The organism is Blastococcus sp. CT_GayMR20, from assembly GCF_004570345.1.
The window spans coordinates 1-24,880 of record NZ_SPQM01000037.1 but is presented as its reverse complement, the minus strand read 5'-3'; the positions used below and the strand labels follow the sequence as shown (position 1 = coordinate 24,880).

Here is a 24,880-nt window from a genome sequence, read left to right as displayed (position 1 = left end):
CCCGAGGCTAGGTGACGGCCGCGGAGTCTCCGGTCAGGCCGGGACGCCGGCGTCCTCGGAGTCGTCCTGCCGGTCGTGCGACCGGATCCAGAACGGCACGGCCACCCACCACCAGGCGAGCAGGGCCGCGAGCACGCCGGCGGAGGCCCAGGCCAGCGTCCGGGAGAAGAGGACGTCGAGGACGAGCAGCACTGCCGCCGTCATGGCGACCGCCAGCGCGAGGAGTCCGGCGAACGCCGACCGGCTGCTGCGGTGCAGCAGCGCCTCCTTGTCGTGCTGCCGGAAGAGCACCCGGTGCTGCGCGGCCGGGGCGATCAGCAGGGCGGTCGCGACCGCCGATGCGGCCAGGGCGACGAAGTAGACGTCACGCTGGAAGTCGGTGGTGCGGTCGATGGTCTCCTGGAACGGCACGATCAGCAGGAAGGCGAGCAGGAACTGCACACCCGGGAGCGCGACGCGGAGCTCGTTGAGCAGCTCCATCATCTCGCGGTTGACCCGTTCCTTGCGGGTCTCGCCGTCCGCCCCGTGCGTATCGGTCCTGATGCCGTGGCTCATGGGACATGTATGCCCCGTTCACCTTCCGTTCACCACACGTCCACCTGACCGGGTGGATCGCCTTGTCGACATCTCGACAACGCGACGGGGTCAGAGCCCGAGCGCGACCTTCGCCTGGTCCACGAGCTGGTAGTGGCCGACGGCCCAGAAGGCGACGCCGGCCGCCGCGAGGCCGCCGACCGTCACGGCGGCCGAGCTGACCGGGTGCTGCTTCGCGTGGCGCCACGCGTCCTGCGCCTTGCGCTTGAACACCGCGAAGAAGCGCGCTGCCCACTGGAACTCCGACGACCAGACCCACAGGCCGATGAGCACCGGCGGGATCGTGAGCGGGCCGGGCAGCGCGGTCAGCGCGATCCCGAGCATCACGAAGAGCAGGCCGGCGACGAAGACCGCGATCCGCCAGGGCAGCAGCAGGCTCGGCGTGCTGTGCATCCGCTCGCGGAACGAGCCGGGCTTCACCGGACGCGGCTTGCCCAGGCCGTCGGTGCAGTCCGGGCAGCGGGTGGCGCCCCGGGACGCCGGTCGGGAGTCGTGCACGCTCGTGGTCATCAGCTCTTCCCCGTGGATGTGGACGTGCGGATCGCGCGATCAGCGGCCGGCGAGCCCGGCGGCGACCTCGGACGGGCGCTGCTGTTCCCCGGCGTACGAGCTGACCGCCACCAGTGCGCCGGTGAGGGCGGGGATGACCCACTGCAGCGTGTCCAGCTGCTGCTGGGCGGCCGCGATGTCGGGCGCCAGGGCCTTCGTGCGCCGACTCGGCTTCGTGCCGCGCTTCGAGGGCGGGTTCTCGGCGGCTGACACGCGCTGTCCGAGCACGCGGCTGTAGGCGGTGGCGCCCAGCGCGGCGGCCGTGAGCAGGGTCTTCAGCGTCGACATGGCGGCGACACCCTGCTGTTGGGCGACCCGCTCCTTGTCGGCCCGGAGTTGGCCGACGCTGCCGACCAGGTGGGCGCCGATGGCGAGGGCGTTGACCGGCGTCCACCGGTCCCAGCCGGCGTTGGCGACCCGGCCGGTCGCGGAGTCGGAGCCGGCCTCGCCGGCTGCGGCGTTCAGCGCGACGGCGTTGGCCAACGTGCCGCCGAACCAGGCGGAGAGGCCGAGGTCGTGCAGGGAGCGGGACAGGGTGTTGCGGGCCATGACGGACTCCTGGCTTGACGGGGGGTCGTCAGTGCCTACCCGTCGCCGCCGTCGTCATGCGGGTTGTGCGCAATCAAACCGACGGTCAGGTGCCGTAACGCAGCGCGGCGCGCTCGCGGGCCTTCGCGGCCTCGATCTCCCGGTCCTTCGGCGGCGCGGTGGTGACCAGCGCGTCGAGCAGCCGGGTGGAGGCTGCGGCGACCTCGTCGACGGCCCGCGCGAAGACCTCCTCGTTGGCCCGCGACGGCTTGGTGGTGCCACTGATCTTGCGGACGAACTGCAGGGCCGCGGCCTGGATCTCGTCGTCCGTCGCGGGCGGCTCGAAGTTGGACAGCGGTCGGATGTTCCGGCACATGCGGGCAGCGTAGAAGCGGACCCCTGCCCGCGACAGGCCCCGTCCAGGGCACCGCCCCGAGCCTGCGAGGGGTAGGGAGGACGGGGTCCTCTTTCAGACGTCGAAGCCCGCCCGGTCCACCTTGCGGTGGAAGCGCTCGCCGAGCTTGCCGCCGAGGACGGCGCCGAGCAGGGTGACCAGCAGGATCGCGACCAGCGTGACGATCCCGGCCGTGGTCGCGGTGCCCTCGTCGATCGGGATCCGTGGCAGGTTCAGCTGCTGGAGGACGTTGTACTCGTTGCCGACGAGGTACCCGGCCACCGCGAGCACCAGCACGACCAGCAGCCCGATGACCCACACGGCGACGCCCTGCCGGGCGCCGTCGAACCGGGACATGCGTCCGGCGACGTAACCCCCGGCCAGGTAGGCGAGGAAGAGGACGACGAGGACGGCGATGCCGCCGCCGATCCCGATGGTCTCCGCCTGCTGGGCGGCCTCGTCGGCGGTGTCGACGTTCTCGGCCAGCCCGAAGGCGACCCCGGCGGCCGACAGCAGCGCGATGAGGATGACCGCCAGCCCGTTGGCCGAGAGCCAGCCGAAGAACGCCGCGCCCCACTTGATGCCGCCGAAGCGGGCGCGCTGGGCGGTGACGGCGTCGCGGGCCGTGCCACGGGTCGCGGACGCGCCGTCGGTCCGCATGGCGACCGTGTCGTCGCGGTGCGTGTGGTCGTTGCCGACCATGGTGGGCCTCCTTCGAGCGGGATGGATCCCCCTGCAGGTTGACTGAGGTGCCCGGAGCGCTCCCGGACAAACGGCAGCGGCGGGTGATCGCCCGGACGGGGGACAGATGACGGTGCTGCTGGTGGACGCGGCGAACGTCGTCGGCGCGCGGCCGGACGGGTGGTGGCGCGACCGCGCGGGCGCCGCGACCCGGCTGCTGACCCGGCTCGCCGGTCTGCCCGGCCGCCGGCTGACGGGCCCGGACGGTGCCGACCTCACCTGCGGCGAGGTCGTCGCCGTCGTGGAGGGACGGGCGCGGGACGTCGCAGCGCCGAAGGGCGTGACCGTCGTGCGGGCGCCGGGCAGCGGGGACGACGTCCTGGCGGAGGAGGCCCGCCGCCGGGTCGCCGCGTGCCAGGCGCTGCTGGTGGTGACGGCCGATCGCGGACTGCGGGCGCGGCTGCCGGCCGGTACGCCGGTCACCGGGCCCGGCTGGCTGTGGCAGCGTCTCGACGAGGCGGATGCCACGCCCCCCGGATGACGACGGTCCGCATGAGGTCGTGCACCGCCGGGTAGCGGGCAACGGACGCCGAGCGGAGGCGGAGGGAACCGACGGTCCGCCCCGCCCCGCCCCGAGGAGCTGACTTCGTGCCGACCCCCACCGACCCGTCCACCCCGCAGACCGTGCTCGTCACCGGGGCCTCGAGCGGCATCGGTCGCGCGACCGCGATCGAGCTGGCCGGTCGCGGCGCGCGCCTGGTCCTCGTCTCCCGCGGGAGCGAGTCCCTCGAGGAGGCCGCCGCGGAGGCCCGCGCCGCCGGTGCCGAGGCGGTCGTCGTCTGCCCGGCCGACGTGACCGACGAGGACGCCTTCCGGGGCGCCGTCGAGGCGACCGTCGAGCGCTTCGGCAGCCTGGACGTCGTCGTGCATGCGGCGCAGGTGATGGCCTACGGCCGGATCGAGGACGTGCCGAAGGAGGTCTACGAGCGGGTCGTCGACGTCGCGGTCCATGGCACCGCGACCGTCGCCCGGACCGTGCTGCCGGTCTTCCGCAGGCAGAAGGCCGGCCACCTCGTCATCGTCAACTCGCTGCTGGGCACCATCGCGACGCCGCTCCTCGGCAGCTACGTGACGGCGAAGTGGGGGCAGCTCGGGCTCATCCGGGTGCTGCAGCAGGAGACCCGCGACGAGCCGGGCATCTCGGTCTCCGCCGTCCAGCCGGGTGGCGTGGACACCCCGATCTACTTCCAGGCGGCCTCGTGGACCGGCAGCACGGGCCGCCCGCCGCCGCCGGTGTACTCGCCGCAGCGGGTGGCGCGGGCGGTGCTGTCCACCATGGACAAGCCGCGCCGGGTGGTGCAGGCGGGGCTGTTCAACCCGCTGATCACGGCGGCCTTCCGGCTCGTGCCCGGAGCCTTCGACGTCCTCGTCGGGCCCCTCCTGCAGCGCATGGCGATCGCGAGCGACGACGTCCCTCCGACCGAGGGCAACGTGTTCGAGTCCAGGCCGGCGGGGAACGCCACCGAGGGGCGCTGGCGCAGCATCTGACGAGCGCGGCATCGGCCCTGGTCAAGACCTGACAGGGGGCGTGGCCGGACTCACGACATCAGCAGGCGCGGGAGCGAGCGGGTGGCTGCGATGCCTGACACCGTGGGATGCGGGTGCCCGAGGTCGTGTGCTCTTCCCCGTCCCTGTGGCCACCTCTCGACGACGCGAGTGGCCGGCGTCGTCTCCGAGAGGTCTGCCCGTGTCCGTCCTGCCGTCTGTTCGACGTGCCCGCATGCCCGTCGCCGGACTCGTCCGGTCCGCCGGTGCCGTGCCCCCGCCGTCCGTCGCCCGTCTGCGCGCCGTCGTCACCGCGCTCTTCGTGCTCGACGGTGCCGTGTTCGGCAGCTGGGCCGCCCGGGTGCCCGACGTCGCGAGCGCCGTCGGCGCCGGCCACAGCACGCTGGGCATCGCGCTGCTGTGCCTGTCCCTCGGCGCCCTGGTCTGCATGCGCTTCACCGGGTCCTGGTGCGCACGCTTCGGCGCCGGGCCGGTGTGCGCCGCCGCGGCCGCCGCGGTGTCGGCCGGCGCCCTGCTGCCGGGTCTGGTGTCCACGGTCGCGGGGCTGTGCGTCGCGCTGTTCGTGTTCGGCGCCGCCACCGGCATGGTGAACGTCGCCGCGAACTCCCTCGGTGTGCAGGTGGAGGCGAGCGTCGGCCGGCCGATCCTGTCGGGGCTGCACGCCGGCTTCAGCCTCGGTGGGCTCGCCGGGGCGCTGGTCGGGGGCGCCCTGTCCCCGGTGCTCGGCGTGGCCGGTCACCTGTCGCTGGTCGCCGCGGCCGGTCTGTTCGTCAGCGCGTGGGCGCTGCCGACCCTCCTGGGCGCCGGTCGCACGGGCTCGGCGAGCCCGTCCCCGGGTCCGGGGGAGGAGGGCCGCCGGCCGACCGCCGTGCTCGTCGTCCTCGGGGCCATCGCCGGGTGCACCGCGTTCGGCGAGGGCGCGCTGACGGACTGGGGTGCGCTGCTGCTCCGCGAGCAGCTCGCCGCGCCGGCGACCGTTGCCGCCGCCGGGTACGCCGGCTTCTCCCTCGCCATGGCGGGGGGCCGGCTGGCCGGTGGGCGGCTGCTCGAGGTGATGGGGGAGCGCCGGCTGCTGGTCGGCGGGGCGCTGCTCGCCGCGGCGGGTGCCCTCGCGGCCGTGACGACGTCGTCCCTGGGCGTCGCGCTGGCCGGCTTCGTGGTCGTGGGGCTCGGGCTGGCCAACGTCTTCCCGCTGGCGATCGGGCGGGCGGGGCTCCTCGGCGGCGCGCGGGGCATCGCGCTGGCCACCACGGTGGGCTACACCGGGCTGCTCGGCGGCCCGCCGGCGATCGGGCTGCTCGCCGACTCCGCCGGTCTGCCGGTCGCGGTCGGATCGGTCGCCGTCCTGTCCGTGGTCGCCGCCTTCCTGGTGCTCACCGTCTCCGGTGAGCGGGTCCGGGTGCCGCAGCCGCGCACGCTGCTCGACCGGGCGGTCGCGACGGTGGGCGGGCGCCTGCAGCCGGTCGTGTCCGGCTTCGGGCACGGCACCGGGGTCTACGTGCGCGACCTGCAGGTCCTCGTCCCGGACCACTCGTCCCGCTGACGGGCCGACGAGGCGCCCGCCGCCGGCCGCCTGACCGCTCAGCGGCGGCGGAGCAACCGGGCCAGGCGGTGGGTGCGGCCGGCGGTCAGCTCGGCGGCCGTCGCCGGTTCGGGCACCTCGGCGAGCGTGGCGTGCCGCTCGTGCAGCCGGCTGCGGACGTCGTCCGGCGTGTAGGCGCGGCGCTGCCGCTCGTTGCGGACCAGCACCGCACCACCTGCGGCGACACCTGCGATGCCGGCCAGTCCGAGGAGCTTCCAGAGGCGCACGGTCCGTAACGTACTGCCCCGTGCCCGAGCTCTCCCTGGATGACGCGGTCGACCTCACCCGCACCGGCGACGTGTGGGTGTTCCGCGGCGCCTCCATCGCCGACCGCGCCATCCGCGCGGTGACCAACGCGCCGGTCAACCACGTGGGCATGGCCGTCGTCCTCGAGGACATGCCGCCGCTGCTCTGGCACGCCGAGCTCGGGCGGTCGCTGCCCGACGCGTGGACCGGCGAGCACCAGCGCGGCGTCCAGCTGCACGACCTGCGCGACGCCGTCACCACCTGGCGCCGCCGCTACGGCCAGCGCGCGTGGCTGCGCCAGCTCGTCGGCCCGGCCGACGACGGCGGCGTGACCCCGGAGATGGAGGACGCCGTCCTGCGCACCATCGCGCGCTTGGACGGCCGGCCCTTCCCGACCACGCGCGGTCTGGTGCGCGGGTGGGTCAACGGCCGGCTGCGGCGGCAGACCGCGGCCGAGACGGTGTTCTGCGCCGAGCTCGTGGCCGCCACCTACACCGCGATGGGACTGCTGCCGGGGGACCGGCCGCTCAACGCCTACGACCCGGGCAGCTTCTGGTCCGGTGACGACCTCGAGCTGCTGCAGGGTGCCCGGCTCGGCGACGAGATCCCGGTCGACGTGCCCGTGGCCGACTGAGTCAGCGCACCCGCCAGGTGCTCTGCACCATGCCGCCGGGGAAGGTGCGCGTGGCGACGTGCTCGAGCGGGATGTCGGCGTCCAGCTCACCGAACGGCGTGTGCCCGGTGCCGATCAGCACCGGCACGCGGGACAGGGTCAGGTCGGCGATCAGCCCGGCCCGCAGGAACTGGTGCACCGTGCGGCCGCCGTCGACGTACACCCGCCGGTACCCGGCGGCCGTGATCGCGTCGAGTGCCTCGTCGAACGAGCGGTGCACGGTCATCCGGGGGTCGGCGCCGGGCGTCAGCGTCGTGCTCAGCACGTGCACCGGCTTCCCCTGGTAGGGCCACTCGTCGAACGGCGCGATGACGTCGTAGGTCGCGCGGCCCATGACGAGCGCGTCGATGCCGGAGACGAACTCCGTGAAGCCGAAGTCGCCGCCGGCCCCGTCGTCCGGTCCGGAATTGGCGTCGGCCCCGCCGGTGAGCCACTCGATGTCACCGTCGAGGCGGGCGATGAATCCGTCGACGCTCATGCCGAGGAAGACGTGGCCGGTGAAGGAAGCGTCCATGCCCGACACCCTGGCCCATCGGTCCGACGATTCCGACGCTTCCGGGCCTCGCCCCGACGTCAGTCCCGGACGGACCGCACCACCGCGAGCACGACGGCCGACGCCGCCGCGACGGCACCGCTGATCGAGGCCGCGCGGCGGTAGCGGGGGAGACGCAGGACGGGCACCATGCTCGCCGCGTGCGCCAGCTCGACGGCCGACGCGACCCGGACGACCGCCGGCGTCGGGGCCACCAGGACGACCGCGTACTGGGCGACCTGCCGGGCACCGAGCACCCGCGCGAGCCACGCGCGGTCGGCGGGGAACTCCGGGGCCAGGGCGTCGAGGACCTGCCGGGGCCGGCTCAGCAGGGCGGCACCCCAGGCGAGTCCGAGCGTGGCGAACAGGCGGGTGAGGATCACGCAGGTCAGCTTCGCGCGTCCTCGGGAGCCCGGTCGACGCGGGGGTGCCCGCCGGGGACGGCCGTCGTCGTGTCCCGGTTCCCCGGAAGGGGGGCGAAGCCGCGCAGCCGCAGGCTGTTGGTCACCACGAACACCGAGCTGAACGCCATCGCGGCGCCGGCGATCATCGGGTTGAGCAGGCCGGCGGCGGCCAGCGGGATCGCAGCCACGTTGTAGGCGAAGGCCCAGAACAGGTTGCCCTTGATGGTGGCCAGCGTGCGACGGGACAGCCGGATCGCGTCGGCCGCCACCCGCAGGTCGCCGCGCACCAGCGTGAGGTCGGCGGCCTCGATGGCGACGTCCGTGCCGGTGCCCATGGCCAGCCCGAGGTCGGCCTGCGCCAGGGCGGCGGCGTCGTTCACGCCGTCGCCGACCATGGCGACCGTGCGGCCCTCGGCCTGCAGCCGGCGGACGACGTCGGCCTTCTCCTGCGGCAGCACCTCGGCGATCACCTGCTCGATCCCTACGTGTGCGGCGACCGACCGGGCGGCCGCGGCGTTGTCGCCGGTGAGCAGGACGGGGGTGAGCCCCAGGTCGCGCAGCTGCCGCACGGCCTCTGCGGACGTCGGCTTCACCGCGTCGGCGACGACCAGGACGCCGCGGGCGGCACCGTCCCAGCCGACGACCACCGCCGTCCCGCCGGCGTCCTCGGCGGCGGTGGCGGCGCGGTCCAGCGCCTCGGGTAGGAGCAGTGACCGCTCGGCCAGCAGTCGCCGCCGGCCGACGACCACCTCGACGCCGTCGACCACGCCGGTGACCCCGAGCCCCTCGACGTTGGCGAAGAGGGTGACCGGGGACAGCTGGCCGTGCTCGGCCGCTGCCCGGGCCACGGCCTGCGCGATCGGGTGTTCGGAGGCCGCCTCCAGCGCACCTGCCAGGCGGAGCACCCGGTGGTCGTCCTCACCCGGCGCCGGGACGACGTCGATCAGGGTCATCCGGCCGGTGGTGACGGTCCCGGTCTTGTCCAGGACGACGGTGTCGACGCGGCGGGTGCTCTCGAGGACTTCGGGGCCCTTGATCAGGATGCCCAGCTGCGCCCCGCGTCCGGTGCCGACCATGAGCGCGGTCGGCGTCGCCAGACCCAGTGCGCACGGGCAGGCGATGATCAGGACGGCGACGGCCGCGGTGAAGGCGGCGGGAAGGCCCGCGCCGGTGCCGATCCAGAAGCCGAGAGTGGCCACGGTCAGGACGAGGACGACGGGCACGAACACGCCGGAGATCCGGTCGGCCAGCCGCTGCACCTCGGCCTTGCCGTTCTGCGCCTCCTCGACCAGCCGGGCCATCTGGGCGAGCTGGGTCTCCGCGCCGATCCGGGTGGCCCGCACGACCAGCCGACCGCCGGCGTTGACGGTCGCACCCGCGACGGTGTCGCCGGGCCCGACCTCGACCGGCACGGACTCGCCGGTCAGCATCGAGGCGTCGACGGCCGACGCCCCCTCGGTCACCTCGCCGTCGGCGGCGATCTTCTCGCCGGGGCGGACGACGAACTGCTCGCCCACCGCCAGGTCGCCGACGGGGATGCGCCGCTCGACGCCGCCGCGCAGCACCGAGACGTCCTTCGCGCCGAGCTCCAGCAGGGCCCGCAGCGCCGCACCGGCCCGTCGCTTGGAGCGGGCCTCGGCGTACCGGCCGGCCAGGATGAACGCGGTCACCCCGGCGGCGGCCTCGAGGTAGATGTTGGCGCTGCCGTCGGAGCGGGCGATGGTCAGCTCGAACGGGTGCGTCATGCCGGGCTCGCCGGCGGTGCCCAGGAACAGCGCGTACAGCGACCAGCCGAAGGCGGCCAGCGTGCCGAGGGAGACGAGCGTGTCCATCGTCGCGGCGCCGTGGCGCAGGTTCGTCCAGGCGGCCCGGTGGAAGGGCGCCCCGCCCCAGACGACGACCGGAGCGGCGAGCGTCAGCGAGAGCCACTGCCAGTACTCGAACTGCAGCGCCGGGACCATCGCCATCGCGACGACCGGTACGGCCAGTGCCGTGGAGACGAGCAGTCTCTGTCGCAAGGAGCGGGTGGGGTCGTCCACCGGCGCCTCGTCCTCCGCTGACGGCAGCGCGGGCAGGCTGGCGGTGTACCCGGTCTTCTCCACGGTGGCGATCAGGTCGTCCGGGGTCACGCCGGCCGGGAAGCTGACCTTTGCCTTCTCCGTCGCGTAGTTGACCGTGGCGGTCACGCCGTCCATGCGGTTGAGCTTCTTCTCGACGCGTGCTGCGCACGACGCGCAGGTCATGCCGCCGATCAGCAGCTCGACGTCGCCAGGCGTGGTCGGTGCGCTCATCGACCGGCCTCCCCGGACGTCGTCATCGTGAACGGCGCCGTCCGGACCTCGTCGCCGTGGCGGAAGTCGAGGAACAGCGCGTAGGTACCCGCCGTCGGGGCGGTCGTGAAGAAGGTGATGTCGGGGCCGGGGTCGGTGACGCCGTCCCCGGGCTCGCCGGCGGGGTGCACGTGCAGGTAGGCGAGGTCGCCGTGGCGCAGGACGACCAGGTGGCCGTAGGCCGCGAGGTAGGGCTGCAGATCGGTCACCGGCCGGCCGTCCCGGCGCACCGAGAGGGTCAGCTCCGACTCCTCGCCATGGCGGAGCTCGCCGTCCAGGGTGACCGTGTAGCCGTCCACCTCGGCGGTGGCGGACGCCGCCGGCAGGGGCGCCGGCACGTAGTCGCCGGGCACTGCCAGGTCGGCGCCGAGGGTCCGCTTCTCGCCGTCCGCGCTGGGCACGAAGTCGGCGAACACCCGCCAGGTGCCCGGGGTCAGGTCGAGCGCGCTGCGCCAGACGCCGTCGGCGCCGAGGGCGGGGTGCACGTGCTGGAAGCCCGACAGGTCGCGCCGGACGGCGATCAGGTGCAGCTCCTCGTCGTGGTTCTCGTCGAGCGCGGTCACCGCCCGGCCGTCCGGTCCGAGCAGCCGGAACGTGACGGGGGTAGCCGCACCGGCCGGCAGGGTGGCCGCGTCGAGCACGAGCGTGTACCCGCCCTCGGAGACCGCCAGCCCCGCGGGCTGCACGGGCGCGGCCGCGGGGACGTGTTCCTCCTCGGCGCCGTGCCCGGCCGCCATCGCAGGAGGGGCGGCCGGACCGACGGGGCCGACGGCTCGCCCGACACCCACGGCGGCGCCGAAGACGGCGACCAGTCCGAGGGCGAAGGCGGCGAGCCGGGCGGGGGTCGACATGATCAGCTGCCGGTGACCTCGTACCCGGCCTCCTGGACGGCGGCGCGGACGGCGGTCTCCTCGACGGGGCCGTCGCTGGTGACGGTGAGCCCGCCGCTGGCGAGGTCCACGTCCACGCCGGTGACGCCGGGCAGCTGGGAGACCTCCTCGGTCACGGCGCTGACGCAGTGGCCGCAGGTCATGCCGACGACGGTGTAGGTGGCGGTGCTCATGAGGTCCTCTCGGGATGGGGGTGATCAGGAACGGACGAGCCGGGCGATGGCCTCGGAGGCCTCGCGCACCTTGTCCTCGGCCTCGCGGCCGCCGGCGGCCGCCGCCTCGACGAGGCAGTGGCTCATGTGCTCCTCGAGCAGGCCGAGGGCGACCGACTGGAGGGCCTTCGTCATGGCCGAGACCTGGGTGAGGATGTCGATGCAGTACTTCTCGTCCTCGACCATGCGCTGCAGGCCGCGGGCCTGACCCTCGATGCGGCGGAGGCGCTTGAGGTAGTCGTCCTTGCGGTGGATGTAGCCGTGCTGGTGCCCGGAGCCGTCCGGTGCCGCGTCCTGCTCGACGATCTCCATGCCGATCCTCCCGCCGGGACCGCGATGGACCGCGGCTCGCTGAGAACCATACCCCCCTAGGGTTTATAGCGCGAGAGGGCCGGGCCCTGCTTCGGGGAGACCGGAGCGCAGCCGGGCGACGTCCGAGCGGAGGCGGTCGGCATCGGCCCGGGCGGTGGCGAGCTCGTCCTGGAGGCCGACGATCGTCTCCGCCGACGCGAGCGAGTGGCCGTCGTCCAGCAGGCCGCGCATGCGGGCGGCCACCCCGAGCTGGTGCCGCGAGTAACGCCGGTGCCCGCCGGGGGAGCGGAAGGGCTGCAGGATCCCGCTCGTGTCCAGACTGCGCAGGAAGGCCGCCTGCACACCCAGGAGCTCGGCCGCCTGGCTCATCGTCAGCGTCGGGTAGTCAGGGTCGTCGAGGCGGCTCACCGGGTCGCCGGCCGCGATCCCGTCGTCGGATCTCATGTCCGGTCTCCTGTCGTGTGCGGAAAGCCGAGGGGCCGGGTCCCATGGACCCGGCCCCCTCCTGACGGTCGATCAGCTCTCGACCGCCTTCTGCTCCGAGGACGAGCCCTCGATCGTCGGGTGCTCGGCGGGTACGTCCGCACGGGTCACCGTGATCTTGCGGGCCTTCGCCTTCTCGGCGACCGGGATGCTGAGGGTGAGGACGCCGTCGTGGTAGCTCGCCTCGAGCCGGTCGGTGTCGAGGCTGCGGCCGAGGACGAGCTGTCGGGTGTAGCTGCCGAACGGCCGCTCGGCGATCGTCCACTCGGCGTTCTCCAGCTGAGGGACCGAGCGCTCGGCGCTGACGGTGAGCGTGTTGCCCTCGACCGAGAGGTCGATCGAGCCCGGGTCGACGCCGGGCAGATCGAAGTGGGCGACGAAGTTGTCGCCGACGCGGTAGGCGTCCATCGGCATGCCCGACAGGGCGCGAGCGGTGCCCGTGCCCGCCCGGCCGGTCAGCTGGTCCAGTGCGCGGAAGGCGGCGGACGTGGCGGCGAAGGGGTCGTAGGCGGTCAGCATCGTGACTCCAACCTCCTGGGTCGTTCTGGTGTCGAGTTCGCTGCCCGAGGTAGAACCTCTAGTGGCGACTAGAGACTACCTCGCTCAGGCGGCTGAGTAAACGTGTCCGCGTCAGGAAAATTCCGGCGCTGCCGACGCGAGGTGGTGCCGCCATCCACGGTCCGGGCAGCGGCTCCTAGCCTGACGAGGTGCCGCCCCACGATCACTCCCACGGTCCCGACCCCGACGCGCCACCTCCGAGCGTCGAGGCGCTCGGCCGCCGCCGCCGTGCCGTGTGGCTCATGCTCCTGCTGCTCGTCCCGGTCGGGATCGCCACGATCGTCGGCCTGTTCGTCCTCTGGCCCGACGGCGAACCGACGCGGGCGCAGCAGGCGGCCGCGCTGGCCCAGCCCGCGGGCACCACGTTCCCCGACGCCCGGGTGGTGTCCCTCGAGACGTTCGACTGCGGCCTCGACCCTGCGGCTCCGCCGCAGACGTGCGCGAACGCGGTCATGGAGATCCTCGACGGACCGGGCACCGGTGACTTCGAGCAGGTCGAGCTACCGCCCGAGGTGGTCGCTGCGGGCGTGGCCGAGGGAGACGTCCTGGTACTCACCCGGGATGGAGGCGCCGAGGGTGGGGCTGCCTACAACTTCTTCGACTACGAACGGGACACCCCGATCATCGTGCTGGCGATCATGTTCGCCGTCGTCGTGGGCGCGGTGGCGCGGCTGCGCGGACTGGCCTCCCTGGTCGGGCTGGCCTTCGCGTTCTTCGTGCTGCTGCAGTTCGTGTTGCCAGGCCTGCTCGCGGAGGAGTCGCCGACGCTGGTCAGCCTCGTCGGTTCCGCGGCGATCATGTTCGTCGTCCTCTACCTGGCGCACGGGTTCTCCGCGCGGACGACGACGGCTCTGGTCGGCACCCTCTTCGGTCTGGCCCTGGTGGCGGTGCTGGGGTCCATCTCCGTCGCCGCTGCCGACCTCATCGGCCTGACCAGCGAGGAGACGGTGCGACTGCAGTTGTACGACCCGACCCTGGACTTCTCCGGCCTGGTCCTCGCGGGCATCGTCGTCGCCGGGCTGGGCGTGCTCAACGACGTCACCATCACGCAGGCGTCCGCGATCTGGCAACTGAACGAGGTCTCGCCGGACATCACATGGCGGGAGCTCTACCGCCGGGGAATGGCCGTCGGCCGCGACCACATCGCGTCGACCGTCTACACGATCGTCTTCGCCTATGCGGGGGCCGCGCTGCCGGCGCTGCTGCTCTTCGAACTCTCCCCGCAACCGCTGTGGACGACGGTCACCAGTTCCGCACTGGCGGAGGAGGTCGTTCGGACGCTCGTGGCCGCCATCGCGCTCGTGCTCGCCGTCCCGGTGACGACTGCGGCCGGGGCGTTCTTCGCCAAGGCGGCCGACACCCAGGCGGGGGCGGCGACCGAGCGGCGGATGACCGCGCTGCGGGCCCGGTTCGCCCGATGAGCCAGGCTGTCGTGGTGAGCACCGACCTCCTCGCCGCCGCCCAGGACGCTCCCGGGTTCATGCCCGACGACGAGGGGCGGGCGCTCTACGAGGCCGCGCGGGCCGTCGGCGTCCCGGGTCCGCTGCTCGAGGTCGGCAGCTGGATGGGCAAGTCGGCGCTCTACCTCGCCGCCGCCGCGCGCGAGACGGGGCGGCAGGTCGTCACCGTCGACCACCACCGCGGCTCGGAGGAGCACCAGCCGGGCTGGGAGTACCACGACCCGTCGCTGGTCGACCCGGAGATCGGGCTCATCGACACGTTGCCGCACTTCCGCCGCACCATCGCCGCGGCCGGCGCCGAGGACGTCGTCGTCGCCGTCGTCGCCCGCTCGGAGACCCTCGCACCGCTCTGGACGACGCCACTGGCCCTGCTGTTCCTGGACGGGAGCCACACCGAGGAGTCCGCCCGCCGCGACCAGGACGCGTGGGTCGCGAAGCTCGCCCTCGGCGGGACCCTGGCCATCCACGACGTGTTCCCCGACCCGGCCGACGGCGGGCAGGCACCGTACGGCGTCTACACGCGCGTGGTGGCCTCCGGGGACTTCGAGGAGCTGCCCGGCACCGGCTCGCTGCGGCTGCTCCGGCGGCTGCGATGACCGATCCGCTGGCCGCCGAGCGGGCCGCCGCGCTCGCCCAGATCGAGGCGCTGACCCGCGAGTTCGACAACGTGGTCGCGGCGTCGCGGTCGTCCAACGCCGACGACGAGCACGACCCCGAGGGCGCGACGATCGCCTTCGAGCGCCAGCAGGTGGTGGCGCTGCTGGACCAGGCCCGCCGGCGCCTGGCCGACGTCGACGCCGCGCTGGCGCACCGCGAGGAGGGCGCCTACGGCATCTGCGAGAGCTGCGGTCGGCCGATCGCCCCGGAGCGGCTCGCGGCCCGCCCGGCCGCGCGAACCTGCATCGACTGCGCCCGCTGAGTCACCGGGACCCGGGACGGACCAGCCCGCGCTCGTAGGCGTAGACCACCGCCTGCACCCGGTCGCGCAGGTCGAGCTTCCCCAGCAACCGCGCGACGTGGGTCTTCACCGTCGCCTCGCTGACGAACAGGGTCGCGGCGATCTCGGCGTTGGACAGGCCCTGCGCCACCAGCTGGAGCACTTCCCGTTCGCGTTCGGTGAGCGTGGTCACCGCCACGGGAACCGGTCCGGGGGCGGGGGAGCGGGCGAACTCCTCGATCACCCGCCGGGTGACCGCCGGATCGAGCAGCGCTCCGCCGGCGGCGACCAGGCGGATCGCCTCGACCAGCTCCTCCGGCGGTGCGTTCTTCAGCAGGAACCCGCTCGCCCCGGCTCGGAGGGCGTCGTAGACGTGGGCATCGACGTCGAACGTGGTCAGGACAACGACCCGGGTGAGCGGCGGGTCCTCCGCGGCCAGCCGGCGTGTGGCGTCGATGCCGTCCATGCGCGGCATCCGCACGTCCATCAGGGTCACGTCCGGGCGCAGCCGCCGGGCGGCGGCCACCGCCTGCGTGCCGTCGGCCGCCTCGCCCACCACCGTGATGTCCGGCTCGGCGGAGAGGATCAGCCGGAAGCCGGCCCGCACCATCGCCTGGTCGTCGGCCAGGAGGACCCGGATCACGGCGCCTCCTCGGCGACGCGCACGGGGGCGGGCCGCTCGACGGGAGGCACGGGAAGGCGGGCGTGCACCGCCCATCCGCCCTCCGGGCGAGGGCCTGCCTCGACGGTGCCGCCGTAGGCGGCGGCCCGCTCCCGCATGCCGACGAGGCCGTGCCCCTCTCGCCGCGCGGGTGCGCCGGTCCCGTCGTCGACCACGCCGATCTCCAGCGCTGTGGGTCGGTGGTGCACCGAGCAGGTCAGCTGCCGCGCCCGCGCGTGCCGCAGCACGTTGGTCACGGCCTCCTGGACGATGCGGTAGGCGGCCAGGTCGACCCCGGCCGGCAGGTCCCCGTCGTCGCCGTCCACGGTCAGGACGGCGTCCAGTCCGGCGGCGCGGGCGGACCGGAGCAGGTCCGGGAGCCGGGCGAGACCCTGGGACGGCGCTCCGCCGTCCTCGTCCGGTCCACGGAGGACGCCGAGCATGCGGTGCATCTCGGCCAGCGACTCCCGGCCGGTGCGCTCCACGGTCTCCAGCGCCGCACGTTCCTCCACCTGGTCGGGGCGCAGCAGCCGGCGCACGCCGCTGACGTGCAGGGTCATCACGCTGACGCTGTGCGAGATCACGTCGTGCATCTCGCGGGCGATCCGTAGCCGCTCGTCGGCGACAGCGCTCGCCGCGCGCCACTGGGCCTGCTCCTCGGCGCGGGCGGCCCGCTGTTCGGAGAGTTCGGCACGGACCGTGCGCAGGGAGAGGGCCCGGCCGGCCAGCCAGAAGCCGCCGGCGAGGATCCAGGCGTAGAGGACGTCGGCGAAGGCCGGCCCTTTCGGCAGCACGATGCTGACGGCCAGCAGGACCAGGGCGACGGCCAGTGCGAGCACGGGACGTCGGGCGTGGTACCCGGCCGACGCGAGCAGCGCGAAGGTGGTGACGAACCAGCCGAAGGCCAGTGCCGGGTCGACTCCCAGCAGGCCGGGCACGACGGCCAGCGTGGTCAGGCCGATGGTGAGGGCCGCGAAGGGGGCGACCCGGTGCCACGCGAAGGCGAGCGTGCCGACCACGAACGACGGGCCGACCAGCCCGAGGGGCACCCCTTCCGGGGACATCAGCCACAGCTCGACCTGCGTCGCCACGGTGAGCGCCGCGGCGGCGGCGAGGTCGATCGGGCGGGGCACCCACCGGCGCATGGCGTCACGGTAGGGCGAGCGGGCCGCTGTGGCGTCATCCCGGCGGGCGATCGCGGCTGACGGCAGGTCATCCGTCCGGACGACGCAGGAGGAGCACCGGTGCCGACGACGCCGGGGGCACCGTCGGTCGACAGTTCCGGCGTCCGACCGGCGCGGCGCCGGTCACCGTCGTCCTCGAAGGAGAACCGCCATGACCGAGACCACAGCACCTCTGGCCCGCCGGCTGCGCCGCTACACCACGGGTGCGGCCCTGATCGCCTTCCCGCTGCTGATGGCTGTGGAGACGGCGTTCGACCCGGCTCTGGGTGGCAACGGCGAGATCATGTACCGCGCCTCGACCGAAGACGCCGGCGCGCTCGCGGTGTCCGGGGTGTTCCTGCTCGTCATCGGGCTCCTGATGACCCCGGCCGGGCTGGGGATCCTGCACCTGGCGCGCGACCGGGGGGCGGCGCTGGCGAACCTCGGCGCCGTCCTGGCCGTGCTCGCCGGCCTGCGCTTCATGGGGACCGGGATCTTCTACCTCGTCGGGACCGGGCTGGCCGGGGGCGACCGGGCGGAGATGGTGGCCTTCGTGGAGCGGGTCAACAGCGGCTGGGTCCTGGGAGTCCTGGTCCTGGGGCTGGCCATCTGCGCCCATCTGAGCGTGATCGTGCTGCCGTGGGCGGCGTGGCGGGCCGGCCTGATCGGCCTGTGGGGGCCGGTGGTCGCGACCGTCGTGGTGCTGGTGCACTTCTTCCTGCCGATGGAGCTCGCCTACGAGTTCGCGACCTTCGGCATCCTCGCCGCCGTGTTCGGTTCGTTGGGAGTGGGGATCCTGCGGATGGCCGACGCGGAGTGGGACGCCACGCCGGCCGCCCGACCGGTGCGGGAGCGACTGACCGTCTGAGCGTTCAGCCGCCGGCGAGCACTTGCAGGTCCGCGCGGACCTCCGGCGGGAGGGGGCGGCGGGCGCGCAGCGCGGCGGGCACGTCGGGCAGGGCACGCAGCAGACCCTCCCGCCCGGGGTGGCCGCCCCGCAGCGCGCCGACCAGCAACCGGCCGGTGTCGGGCAGCGGGTGGCGCATCAGCGCGGTGAGCACGCGGCTGCGCCAGATCGCTGCCTGCCGCCGTCCGGGGGAGTGCCGACGCGGCGACGGGTGGTGGTGCACGGCCACCTCGTCGACGTAGGCCAGACCCCACCGGGCGGCCGCGAGGTCGAGGGCCACTCGCTCCTCCTCGCCCGGGAAGCGGACGACCGGGTCGAAGCCACCGACGGCCTCGAACGCCGCGGTGCGCACGAGTGCGCCGCAGGCGATGAAGCCCAGCAGGGACGGACCGGGCAGGTCCGGCTCCGTGCCGAGCGGGCTGTGGGCCATCTCCGCGCACACCGGGTCCAGCCGCTCCTCCGGCCCGACGAGGATGCGGGCGTTCAGCAGCGCCAGCCGGGGATGGGCCCGCATGATCGCCACGGCCCGCGCCAGGTCGCCGGGCGCCCACCACGAGTCGTCGTCGGCGAAGGCCACGAACGGGGTGCCGGCGCGTGCCACGCCCAGCGTCCGGGCCCTTGCCCCCACGTTCCGTTCCAACGGGATCACCGTGACAGCGGGGTGGGCCTTCCGGACGGCGTCGACGGTGCCGTCGGTCGAGGCGTTGTCGACGAGGACGACGGGCGCCTCGTGCCGGGACAGCGTCGTCAGCAGCTCGTCGCGCCGGTTCTGGCTGGCGACGACGACCGTCACGTCGGAGGCCGCAGGAGGGGTCACGGGAGGACGGTGCCCGCGCCTCCAGGCAGCCAATCGGCGGGTGCGTCCAGGTCCGTGTCCGTGCCGGCCGGTGGCAGCGCGCCCGGGTCGGGGAAGAGCCCCGACGCCGGGGTGGCGCGGGAGATCGCGTCCGCGGCGAGGACGACGGCCGCCGCCGTCCACGTCGTCCGCTCGACCGGCCAGCGCGCGTCGTCGGCGAAGACGTAGCCGGTCCAGTAGGAGCCGTCGTCGTGGCGCAGGTGCTGCATCGCCGCGACCTGCTCCGTTGCCGCCTCCACCCGTCCTACCGCGGCCAGCGCCAGGGCCAGCTCGCAGGTCTCCGCGCCGGTGACCCAAGGCCGGTCGGCGACGCAGCGGGCGCCGAGGCCCGGGACGACGAAACGGTCCCAGTCGGCGGCCAGCCGCTCGTCGGCCGCCGTCCCGGTCACCGCCCCGGCGAGCACGGGGTAGTACCAGTCCATCGAGAAGCGGGAGCGGTCGGCGAACGCCTCGGGCCGCTCGCGGAGCGCCGTCCCCAAGTCGGTGACCGCCAGCTCCCAGTCCGGCTGCGCCTCGCCCAGCAGGGCGGCCAGGGCGATCCCGCAGCGCAGGGCCTGGAAGAGGCTGGCGTTGCCGGTCAGGAGGGCGGTGTCGTCCGGCGTCCCCTCGGGCCGCAGCGCCCAGCCGACGGCGCCGCCGGGGAGCTGCATCCGGGTCACCAGGTCCAGGCCGCGGCGGACGACGGGCCAGAGCTCGGCCACCAGTTCCTCGTCGCCCCGGGCGAGCCAGCTGTGCCACAGGCCGACGGCGAGGTAGCCCGCGTGGTTGCTCTCCGCCGCTGGCGCCGTTTCCACGCCGCCGCGGTACTCGGCGGCCCACGAGCCGTCCCGGCGCTGCCGGGCGGCCAGCCAGCGGTAGGCGGCGCGGGCCCGGTTGTGCTCGCCGCCGGTGTCCAGCGCCATCGCCGCCTCGACGGAGTCCCACGGGTCCAGCTGGCCGTCGCGGAACCAGGGCAGCGCGCCGTCGGCACCCTGCTCGGCGGCGATCGCCGCGACCGTCGCCCGGACCTGGTCCGCGGTCAGGACGCCGGGCAGCTCCGGGAGGAGCCGGCCGTCAGCGCGCGGCAGCGGTCCGCTCCCGCTCCGTGACTTCCCCGGCCACCCAGCCGGCGCCGGCTCCGGCCGCCCGGAGCGGCTGGGCGACCGCGGGCTTGTCGGCGTAGACGACGAGGCTCTTGCCGAACAGCGGGTCGAGGACGCGCTCGGCCGTGCGGGTCAGCCACGGCCGCTTCGTGAGGTCCCACACCAGCAGGCGGTGGTAGGCCCGGACGAGCGCGGTGTCCCGCTCCACGCCGACGGCGCACTTGAGCCACCAGAACGGCGCGTGCAGCGAGTGCGCGTGATGGCTCTCGCCGGGGGTCAGGCCGACGGAGGCGAGCCGGGTGCGCACGACCGGCTTCGTGTAGATGCGGATGTGCCCGCCCTCGTTGGCGTGGTACTCGTCCGACAGGGCCCAGCAGATCCGCTCCGGCCCGTAGCGCGGCACGGTGACCGCCACCCGCCCGCCCGGCTTGAGCACGCGGGCGATCTCGGCCATCGCGGTGACGTCGTCCGGGATGTGCTCGAGGACCTCGGATGCCATGACGCGGTCGACACTGGCGTCGAAGAAGGGCAGGGCTAGCAGATCACCGCGCACGACCTCGTAGCGGGCAGCTGTGCCGTCGCGCGCCCGCCCAGCCTCCCCGGCCGCGGCGATGGCGCCCAGCCACTGCTTCGTCGTCGCCACCTCGGAGACGCCCCAGTCGAGGGCGACGACCGAGGCCCCGCGGCGGTAGGCCTCGAAGGCGTGCCGGCCCTCGCCGCAGCCCAGGTCGAGGACGGTCATCCCCGGCCGCAGGTCGAGGCGGTCGTAGTCGACGGTCAGCACTGCTTCCCCTTGCGCTCCAGAGTCCCGACGTACCAGTCGGCGGTGCGCTGGGCCGTCGACCGCCACGTGAAATGGTCCAGCACCCGGCGCCGACCGGCCCGGCCGAGCTGGTCGGCGAGTGCGGGGGAGTCCAGGACGAGCTTCAGCGCAGCCGTCAGCTCGCCGACGTCCCCCGCCCGCACGCGGAGCCCGGCCTTGCTGCCGACCACCTCGGGCAGGGCGCCGGCGTCCGTGGTCACCAGCGGTGCCGCGCAGGCCATGGCCTCGAGCGCCGGCAGGGAGAAGCCCTCGTAGAGCGACGGGATGGCCACCACGGACGCCCGCTGGAACAGCCGCACCAGCTCCGCCTCCGGCACCGGCCCGGTGAAGCGGACGGCGTCGTGCAGCGCGAGCCGGTCCAGGGCCGCCTCGGCCGGGCCGCCCGCGCGGGCGGTGCCGACGACGGTGAGCCGGACCGGCCGCTCGGTGCGCAGCTTCGCCAACGCCTCCAGGAGGTGGACCAGGCCCTTGAGTGCCACGTCGGCGCTGGTGATGACCAGGATCGAGTCGGGGTCGCGCGGCTGCCCGTCCGGCGGTGGCCTGAACTCCGCGGGGTCGATGCCGACCGGGATGACGTCGACGCTCTCGGGGGCGAGGCCCATGTGCGTCGCGATGTCGCGGCGGGAGTTCTCCGAGACCGTGGTGACCCCGTCGAGCCGCCCGGCCACGTGGGCCTGCATGCGGGTGAAGGCGTACCAGCGGCGCAGCGTCAGGCGCCGGCGGAAGGAGCGGGTGGCCGCCAGCTCGAGGTCGCGGTCGATCGAGATGGGGTGGTGGACGGTCGCGACCGTCGGCAGCCCGGCGCGGACGAGCCGCAGCAGTCCCCAGCCGAGGGACTGGTTGTCGTGGACGACGTCGAAGTCCGCGGCCCGGGGGAGCAGGTGCCGCGCCGCACGCAGGCTGAACGTCATCGGCTCCGGGAAGCCGGCGGTGCACATGGTCGCCCATTCGGCGACGTCCACCCAGTCGCGGAACTCCGAGGGACGCGGCGTCCGGAACGGGTCCGGTTCGCGGTAGAGGTCCAGGCTCGGCAGCCGGGTGAGCGGCACCCCGCCGTCCAGTTCGGGGTAGGGCTGCCCGCTGAGGACCTCGACCCGGTGGCCGAGCTCGGCCAGTTCGCGGGACAGGGCCCGCACGTAGATGCCCTGGCCGCCGCTGTGCGGCTTGCTCCGGTAGGACAGCAGTGCGATGCGCAGCGACCGTCCCATGCGCCGGACTCTAACGAGCGGCGCGGCCGCCTCGGCTACCAGCCGGTAACCGTTCGGGTCGCCACCTGTCCGGGCGCGGCCGGCCGGCTGGGAGAGTGGGCCGCATGATCCGTCACGTCGTGGTCTTCACCTGGTCCGATGCCGCGGACGCGCAGCGGCGCGTCGCCTCGATCGAGGCGCTGCGCCGGCTCCGGAAGGACGTGGGGGGCATGACGTCCCTCGTCGTGGCCGAGGACGCGGGCCTGGTCGACGGCAACGGCCACGCGGTGCTGATCGCCGACTTCCCCGACGAGGCGGCCTTCCGCCGGTACGCGCAGGACCCGGTGCACCAGTCGGTGCTCGCCGAGCACGTGCGCCCCTGGCTGGCCGGTCGCAGCGCCGTCCAGTACGAGTGCTGAGCGGTCGGAGCGCGACTAGTTTCGGGCGCATGCGCTCCCCAGCCCGTGGCCGTACCGGCGTCCTGACCGCCGTCCTCAGCTCGGCGGTCCTCCTCACCGCGTGCGGCGGGGGCGACGACGGCGATCCCGCCGCGTCGAGCTCGTCGGCGACCGTGTCGTCCACCGCTGCCGAGGAGGACCTGCCCGACCTCGCGTCCGGCCTCCTGCCCGCCGACGCGTTCGGCGCGGACGCCGCCGTGGTGGCGATCAGCCCCCAGCAGCTCAGCCAGGCCGCCGGCCTGGCCGCCGGTGCCGACGACCTCCAGATCACGCCCAAGGAGTGCTCGGCCGCGGTGGCCGGCACCCAGCCGGAGTTCGACGACTTCGACGACGTGGCCGCGCAGGCAGCGACGATCGGGAGCGCGGCGACGGTCGAGGTCCTGGTGCGCGGCGGCCCGATCGAGGACTCCGTCGACCAGCTCGCCGCCGCCGCCGAGCGGTGCCCGACCGCGCAGATCACGTCGCCCGACATCGGGCAGGCGACCGTGACCTTCGAGAGCCTGCCGGTCGACGACCTGGGCGACGGCTCGGCGATGCTGCGGTACACGACCGTGGTCAGCGCCCCCGACGGCACGCAGATCTCGGTGCCCGCGCTCATCGGTGCGGTGCAGGACGGCGACCGGCTCCTCATCCTCATGAATCTCGACACCGGTGCGGCCGGTGGAGCCGGCGCCGCCACCCCGGCGCCGCCGCAGGACCCCGTCGCCTTCGCCGACCTGCTCGCCCTCGCCTACGAGGCCCAGGCGGAGGCGCTCGACTGAGCACCTGACGGCTCGCCTACCGCGGGGGGTCGACGATCGGCCGGTCGGCGTCCACACCGGCTCCACCGATCCACAGAACGGCCCGCCCGACCCCGCGACGGTCCCGCCCCGCCCAGGGTCGTCGGCATGGATGCCTGGGCAGTTCCCGACCGTGGTCCGATCGACGTCCGGATCTCCGAGCCCGGTGAGATCGCCGCGTCGCTGCCGCACCTGCTCGGTTTCCGGCCCCGGGAGTCGGTCGTCCTGATCAGCCTCACCGGCTCCAGCGGGAGGCGGGTCGGTCTGACGGTCCGGGCCGACATCCCGGCAGTGCGGGACGCCGGCGCCGTTGCCCGGGTGCTGGCCCGGAGCGTCTGCACCGACCGTCCGCGCGGGGTGCTCCTGGCCGTGGTCTCCGAGGCGGCGGACGTCGACGTGGAAAAGGATCGCGACCTGCCGCACCGCGCGCTGGTGCGGGAACTGGTGACGGCACTCGCCCGACAGCCCGTCCCCGTGCCGGAGGTCCTGCTGGTCCGCGGTGGCCGATGGTGGTCCTACGACTGCCCGCACGAGTGCTGCGCGCCGGACGCCGGGACGCCGCTGCCGGGCGGCGTGCCCCAGCTGCAGGTCGCCGCGGTCGCCACGGGCATGGTCGTCGAGGCCGACCGCGACGACCTCGCCGCACGGATCCACCCGCCTGCCGGGTTCGACCGCGGTGCCATGGTGGCCGCGTCGGTCCGCGCGGCCACCGAGTGCTCCGCGGCCGTCGCCGCGGACGGCAGGGACGCGACGGCGGAGGCGTCCTGGGCAGCCGTCACCGCAGCGGTGGCGCGGTGCCGTCCCGGGAGGCCGTCGGCACCCCTCACCGACGACGAGACCGCCCGCATCCTCTGGGGCCTGCGCGACGTCCACGTCCGCGACCGGGCATTGCAGCTCGCCCTCGGCCCGGACGCCGCGGCGGCGGAGACGCTCTGGACGGCGTGCACGCGGCGCGCCCTGCCGCCGCTGGACGCCGCTCCGGCCACGCTGCTGGCCGTCTCGGCCTGGCTGCGCGGGGACGGTGCGATGGCGAACATCGCCCTCACCCGCGCCCTGGACGGTGACCCCCGCTACCGGCTGGCCCGCCTGCTGGCGCAGGGTCTCGCCGCCTGCCTCACCCCCGCGGAGCTGCGGCGGATGATCCGCGGGACCGTCGACGACCGGGACGTCCTCGCGCACCTCGATGCGGAGACGTGGGGCTGACCCGGTGGTGGCCGGGTCAGAGCAGCTCGGGCTGCTGCCACTCCTCGCCGAGGACGTGCTCACCGAGGAAGGCGAGGACCGTCTCGTACCAGATCCTCGAGTTCCCAGGCGTCAGCACCCAGTGGTTCTCGTCGGGGAAGTACAGGAACTTCGACGGGATCCCACGCTTCTGCAGGTCGTACCAGAGCCGCAGCGCCTCGCCGATCGGGACCCGGTAGTCCTTGTCGCCGTGGATGACCAGCATCGGCGTCCGGATGGCGTCGGCGTAGCGGTGCGGCGAGTTCTGCTGGTAGCGCTTGGTCTCGCGGAGCGGGTCGCCCCACTCCTTCTCCCAGTAGTAGGCCGCGTCCGTCGTGCCGGTGAACGCGTCGAGGTCCCAGAGACTGGCGTGCGTGACGATCGCCTTGAAGCGGTCGGTCTGGGTGGCCACCCAGTTGGCCATGTAGCCGCCGAACGACCCGCCCATCGCCGCGGTCCGGGTCCGGTCGATCTCCGGCAGCTGCTCGGCCGCGTCGACCGCCGCCATCAGGTCGGTGTAGGGGGCGCCACCCCACTCACCCCAGCCACGGCGGACGAAGTCCTGCCCGAAGCCCTGCGAGAGGGCCGGGTTGGGCATCAGCACGGCGTATCCGCGGGCGGCCAGCACCCAGGGGCACCACCGCCACGACCACGAGTTGTAGCTCATGAGCGGGCCGCCGTGGATCCAGAGCACCAGTGGTGCCGGCGACTCGGCCGACGCTCCCTCCGGGAGCACCAGCCAGCACTGCACCCGCGCTCCGTCGGCGGCGGTGGCCTGCACCTCGCGCACGGTCCCGGGCAGCGGGCCCAGG

The 24,880-nt window shown here is 74.3% G+C and carries 32 protein-coding genes; 11 read left to right on the top strand and 21 right to left on the bottom strand.

The annotated features are described in order from the left end of the window. Positions 1–33: 33 nt before the first annotated feature. From E4P40_RS11070 to E4P40_RS11050, 5 genes are all read right to left on the bottom strand, one after another. The gene (locus E4P40_RS11070) at positions 34–555 is read right to left on the bottom strand and encodes a DUF6328 family protein (protein WP_135158691.1); all 522 of its coding nucleotides are present in this window, start codon (positions 553–555) and stop codon (positions 34–36) included. A 90-nt stretch (positions 556–645) separates the two neighbouring features. Continuing rightward, positions 646–1,104 carry a PGPGW domain-containing protein gene (locus E4P40_RS11065; RefSeq protein WP_135158690.1) on the bottom strand — a complete coding sequence of 153 codons (459 nt, stop codon included), beginning with the start codon at positions 1,102–1,104 and terminating at the stop codon, positions 646–648. Positions 1,105–1,143: 39 nt separating this feature from the next. Further along, entirely contained in the window at positions 1,144–1,692 is a 549-nt protein-coding gene (locus E4P40_RS11060) for a hypothetical protein (protein WP_135158689.1), read from the bottom strand. An 85-nt stretch (positions 1,693–1,777) separates the two neighbouring features. Continuing rightward, on the bottom strand, positions 1,778–2,047 hold the full coding sequence (locus E4P40_RS11055) for a DUF2277 domain-containing protein (protein ID WP_135158688.1): 270 nt from the start codon (positions 2,045–2,047) through the stop codon (positions 1,778–1,780). 93 nt (positions 2,048–2,140) lie between these two features. After that, the gene (locus E4P40_RS11050) at positions 2,141–2,767 is read right to left on the bottom strand and encodes a hypothetical protein (protein WP_245160264.1); all 627 of its coding nucleotides are present in this window, start codon (positions 2,765–2,767) and stop codon (positions 2,141–2,143) included. Positions 2,768–2,873: 106 nt separating this feature from the next. Between E4P40_RS11050 and E4P40_RS11045 the strand changes: the two genes are divergently transcribed. The 3 genes from E4P40_RS11045 to E4P40_RS11035 all read left to right on the top strand — a co-directional run bounded on the left by E4P40_RS11045 (position 2,874) and on the right by E4P40_RS11035 (position 5,855). Then, positions 2,874–3,287, top strand: a complete 414-nt coding sequence (locus E4P40_RS11045; protein WP_135158687.1) for a hypothetical protein — start codon at positions 2,874–2,876, stop codon at positions 3,285–3,287. 107 nt (positions 3,288–3,394) lie between these two features. Next, complete coding sequence (locus E4P40_RS11040; RefSeq protein WP_135158686.1) at positions 3,395–4,294, top strand: SDR family NAD(P)-dependent oxidoreductase; 900 nt, start codon at positions 3,395–3,397, stop codon at positions 4,292–4,294. A gap of 232 nt (positions 4,295–4,526) precedes the next feature. Continuing rightward, positions 4,527–5,855, top strand: a complete 1,329-nt coding sequence (locus E4P40_RS11035) for an MFS transporter (protein WP_135158685.1) — start codon at positions 4,527–4,529, stop codon at positions 5,853–5,855. A gap of 38 nt (positions 5,856–5,893) precedes the next feature. Here E4P40_RS11035 and E4P40_RS11030 read toward each other — a convergent pair whose 3' ends face one another. After that, positions 5,894–6,121 carry a hypothetical protein gene (locus tag E4P40_RS11030; RefSeq protein WP_135158684.1) on the bottom strand — a complete coding sequence of 76 codons (228 nt, stop codon included), beginning with the start codon at positions 6,119–6,121 and terminating at the stop codon, positions 5,894–5,896. Positions 6,122–6,141: 20 nt separating this feature from the next. On the opposite strand from E4P40_RS11030, the gene E4P40_RS11025 reads away from it, so the two are divergent. Continuing rightward, the gene (locus E4P40_RS11025; protein WP_135158683.1) at positions 6,142–6,774 is read left to right on the top strand and encodes a hypothetical protein; all 633 of its coding nucleotides are present in this window, start codon (positions 6,142–6,144) and stop codon (positions 6,772–6,774) included. Position 6,775: 1 nt separating this feature from the next. Here E4P40_RS11025 and E4P40_RS11020 read toward each other — a convergent pair whose 3' ends face one another. The 8 genes from E4P40_RS11020 to E4P40_RS10985 form a co-directional block, all read right to left on the bottom strand. Continuing rightward, positions 6,776–7,327 carry a dihydrofolate reductase family protein gene (locus E4P40_RS11020; RefSeq protein WP_135158682.1) on the bottom strand — a complete coding sequence of 184 codons (552 nt, stop codon included), beginning with the start codon at positions 7,325–7,327 and terminating at the stop codon, positions 6,776–6,778. 59 nt (positions 7,328–7,386) lie between these two features. Beyond that, entirely contained in the window at positions 7,387–7,728 is a 342-nt protein-coding gene (locus tag E4P40_RS11015) for a hypothetical protein (protein WP_135158681.1), read from the bottom strand. 5 nt (positions 7,729–7,733) lie between these two features. Then, positions 7,734–10,040 carry a heavy metal translocating P-type ATPase gene (locus E4P40_RS11010; RefSeq protein ID WP_135158680.1) on the bottom strand — a complete coding sequence of 769 codons (2,307 nt, stop codon included), beginning with the start codon at positions 10,038–10,040 and terminating at the stop codon, positions 7,734–7,736. Continuing rightward, a complete protein-coding gene (locus E4P40_RS11005; protein WP_135158679.1) occupies positions 10,037–10,930 on the bottom strand; it encodes a hypothetical protein in 894 nt (297 codons plus the stop codon). Before E4P40_RS11005 ends, E4P40_RS11010 begins: the two co-directional genes overlap by 4 nt. Before the next feature lie 2 nt (positions 10,931–10,932). Further along, positions 10,933–11,142 (bottom strand): heavy-metal-associated domain-containing protein, encoded by a 210-nt coding sequence (locus E4P40_RS11000; RefSeq protein WP_135158678.1) that lies wholly within the window; start codon positions 11,140–11,142, stop codon positions 10,933–10,935. 24 nt (positions 11,143–11,166) lie between these two features. Continuing rightward, positions 11,167–11,493, bottom strand: a complete 327-nt coding sequence (locus tag E4P40_RS29330; RefSeq protein ID WP_135158677.1) for a metal-sensitive transcriptional regulator — start codon at positions 11,491–11,493, stop codon at positions 11,167–11,169. Positions 11,494–11,556: 63 nt separating this feature from the next. Beyond that, the gene (locus E4P40_RS10990; RefSeq protein ID WP_135158676.1) at positions 11,557–11,937 is read right to left on the bottom strand and encodes a MerR family transcriptional regulator; all 381 of its coding nucleotides are present in this window, start codon (positions 11,935–11,937) and stop codon (positions 11,557–11,559) included. Between the two features lie 72 nt (positions 11,938–12,009). Then, the gene (locus tag E4P40_RS10985) at positions 12,010–12,495 is read right to left on the bottom strand and encodes an Hsp20/alpha crystallin family protein (RefSeq protein ID WP_135158675.1); all 486 of its coding nucleotides are present in this window, start codon (positions 12,493–12,495) and stop codon (positions 12,010–12,012) included. 188 nt (positions 12,496–12,683) lie between these two features. Here E4P40_RS10985 and E4P40_RS10980 point away from each other — a divergent pair, with 188 nt between their 5' ends. Genes E4P40_RS10980 through E4P40_RS10970 form a run of 3 tightly spaced genes read left to right on the top strand, consistent with a single transcriptional unit; the run spans position 12,684 to position 14,913 of the window. Continuing rightward, complete coding sequence (locus E4P40_RS10980) at positions 12,684–13,955, top strand: YibE/F family protein (protein ID WP_135158674.1); 1,272 nt, start codon at positions 12,684–12,686, stop codon at positions 13,953–13,955. Positions 13,956–13,969: 14 nt separating this feature from the next. After that, positions 13,970–14,590 carry a class I SAM-dependent methyltransferase gene (locus E4P40_RS10975; RefSeq protein ID WP_245160263.1) on the top strand — a complete coding sequence of 207 codons (621 nt, stop codon included), beginning with the start codon at positions 13,970–13,972 and terminating at the stop codon, positions 14,588–14,590. After that, on the top strand, positions 14,587–14,913 hold the full coding sequence (locus E4P40_RS10970; RefSeq protein ID WP_135158672.1) for a TraR/DksA C4-type zinc finger protein: 327 nt from the start codon (positions 14,587–14,589) through the stop codon (positions 14,911–14,913). Before E4P40_RS10975 ends, E4P40_RS10970 begins: the two co-directional genes overlap by 4 nt. Before the next feature lies 1 nt (position 14,914). Here the strand turns inward: E4P40_RS10970 and E4P40_RS10965 are convergent, their stop codons facing one another. Together E4P40_RS10965 and E4P40_RS10960 are read right to left on the bottom strand one after the other, a co-directional pair. Further along, positions 14,915–15,574 (bottom strand): response regulator transcription factor, encoded by a 660-nt coding sequence (locus E4P40_RS10965; RefSeq protein WP_245160262.1) that lies wholly within the window; start codon positions 15,572–15,574, stop codon positions 14,915–14,917. Next, a complete protein-coding gene (locus E4P40_RS10960; protein ID WP_135158670.1) occupies positions 15,571–16,737 on the bottom strand; it encodes a sensor histidine kinase in 1,167 nt (388 codons plus the stop codon). The genes E4P40_RS10965 and E4P40_RS10960 overlap by 4 nt, the downstream gene beginning before the upstream one ends. Before the next feature lie 190 nt (positions 16,738–16,927). On the opposite strand from E4P40_RS10960, the gene E4P40_RS10955 reads away from it, so the two are divergent. Further along, positions 16,928–17,623, top strand: a complete 696-nt coding sequence (locus E4P40_RS10955) for a hypothetical protein (RefSeq protein ID WP_135158669.1) — start codon at positions 16,928–16,930, stop codon at positions 17,621–17,623. A gap of 4 nt (positions 17,624–17,627) precedes the next feature. Here E4P40_RS10955 and E4P40_RS10950 read toward each other — a convergent pair whose 3' ends face one another. The 4 genes from E4P40_RS10950 to E4P40_RS10935 all read right to left on the bottom strand — a co-directional run bounded on the left by E4P40_RS10950 (position 17,628) and on the right by E4P40_RS10935 (position 21,631). Further along, positions 17,628–18,479 carry a glycosyltransferase gene (locus E4P40_RS10950; RefSeq protein ID WP_135158668.1) on the bottom strand — a complete coding sequence of 284 codons (852 nt, stop codon included), beginning with the start codon at positions 18,477–18,479 and terminating at the stop codon, positions 17,628–17,630. Beyond that, the gene (locus tag E4P40_RS10945; protein WP_245160261.1) at positions 18,476–19,420 is read right to left on the bottom strand and encodes a prenyltransferase; all 945 of its coding nucleotides are present in this window, start codon (positions 19,418–19,420) and stop codon (positions 18,476–18,478) included. Before E4P40_RS10945 ends, E4P40_RS10950 begins: the two co-directional genes overlap by 4 nt. A 151-nt stretch (positions 19,421–19,571) precedes the next feature. After that, complete coding sequence (locus E4P40_RS10940) at positions 19,572–20,384, bottom strand: class I SAM-dependent methyltransferase (protein WP_135158666.1); 813 nt, start codon at positions 20,382–20,384, stop codon at positions 19,572–19,574. After that, entirely contained in the window at positions 20,378–21,631 is a 1,254-nt protein-coding gene (locus tag E4P40_RS10935; protein ID WP_135158665.1) for a glycosyltransferase family 4 protein, read from the bottom strand. Before E4P40_RS10935 ends, E4P40_RS10940 begins: the two co-directional genes overlap by 7 nt. Before the next feature lie 104 nt (positions 21,632–21,735). On the opposite strand from E4P40_RS10935, the gene E4P40_RS10930 reads away from it, so the two are divergent. The 3 genes from E4P40_RS10930 to E4P40_RS10920 all read left to right on the top strand — a co-directional run bounded on the left by E4P40_RS10930 (position 21,736) and on the right by E4P40_RS10920 (position 24,050). After that, positions 21,736–22,029, top strand: a complete 294-nt coding sequence (locus tag E4P40_RS10930; protein ID WP_135158664.1) for a Dabb family protein — start codon at positions 21,736–21,738, stop codon at positions 22,027–22,029. A 29-nt stretch (positions 22,030–22,058) separates the two neighbouring features. Beyond that, positions 22,059–22,829, top strand: coding sequence for a hypothetical protein (locus E4P40_RS28050; protein ID WP_167762187.1), 771 nt, complete (start codon positions 22,059–22,061; stop codon positions 22,827–22,829). A 126-nt stretch (positions 22,830–22,955) separates the two neighbouring features. Next, a complete protein-coding gene (locus E4P40_RS10920; protein WP_135158663.1) occupies positions 22,956–24,050 on the top strand; it encodes a DUF4192 domain-containing protein in 1,095 nt (364 codons plus the stop codon). Positions 24,051–24,066: 16 nt separating this feature from the next. Here the strand turns inward: E4P40_RS10920 and E4P40_RS10915 are convergent. Further along, positions 24,067–24,880, bottom strand: an 814-nt coding sequence (locus E4P40_RS10915) for a S9 family peptidase (RefSeq protein WP_135158662.1), incomplete at its 5' end; no start/stop codon positions are given.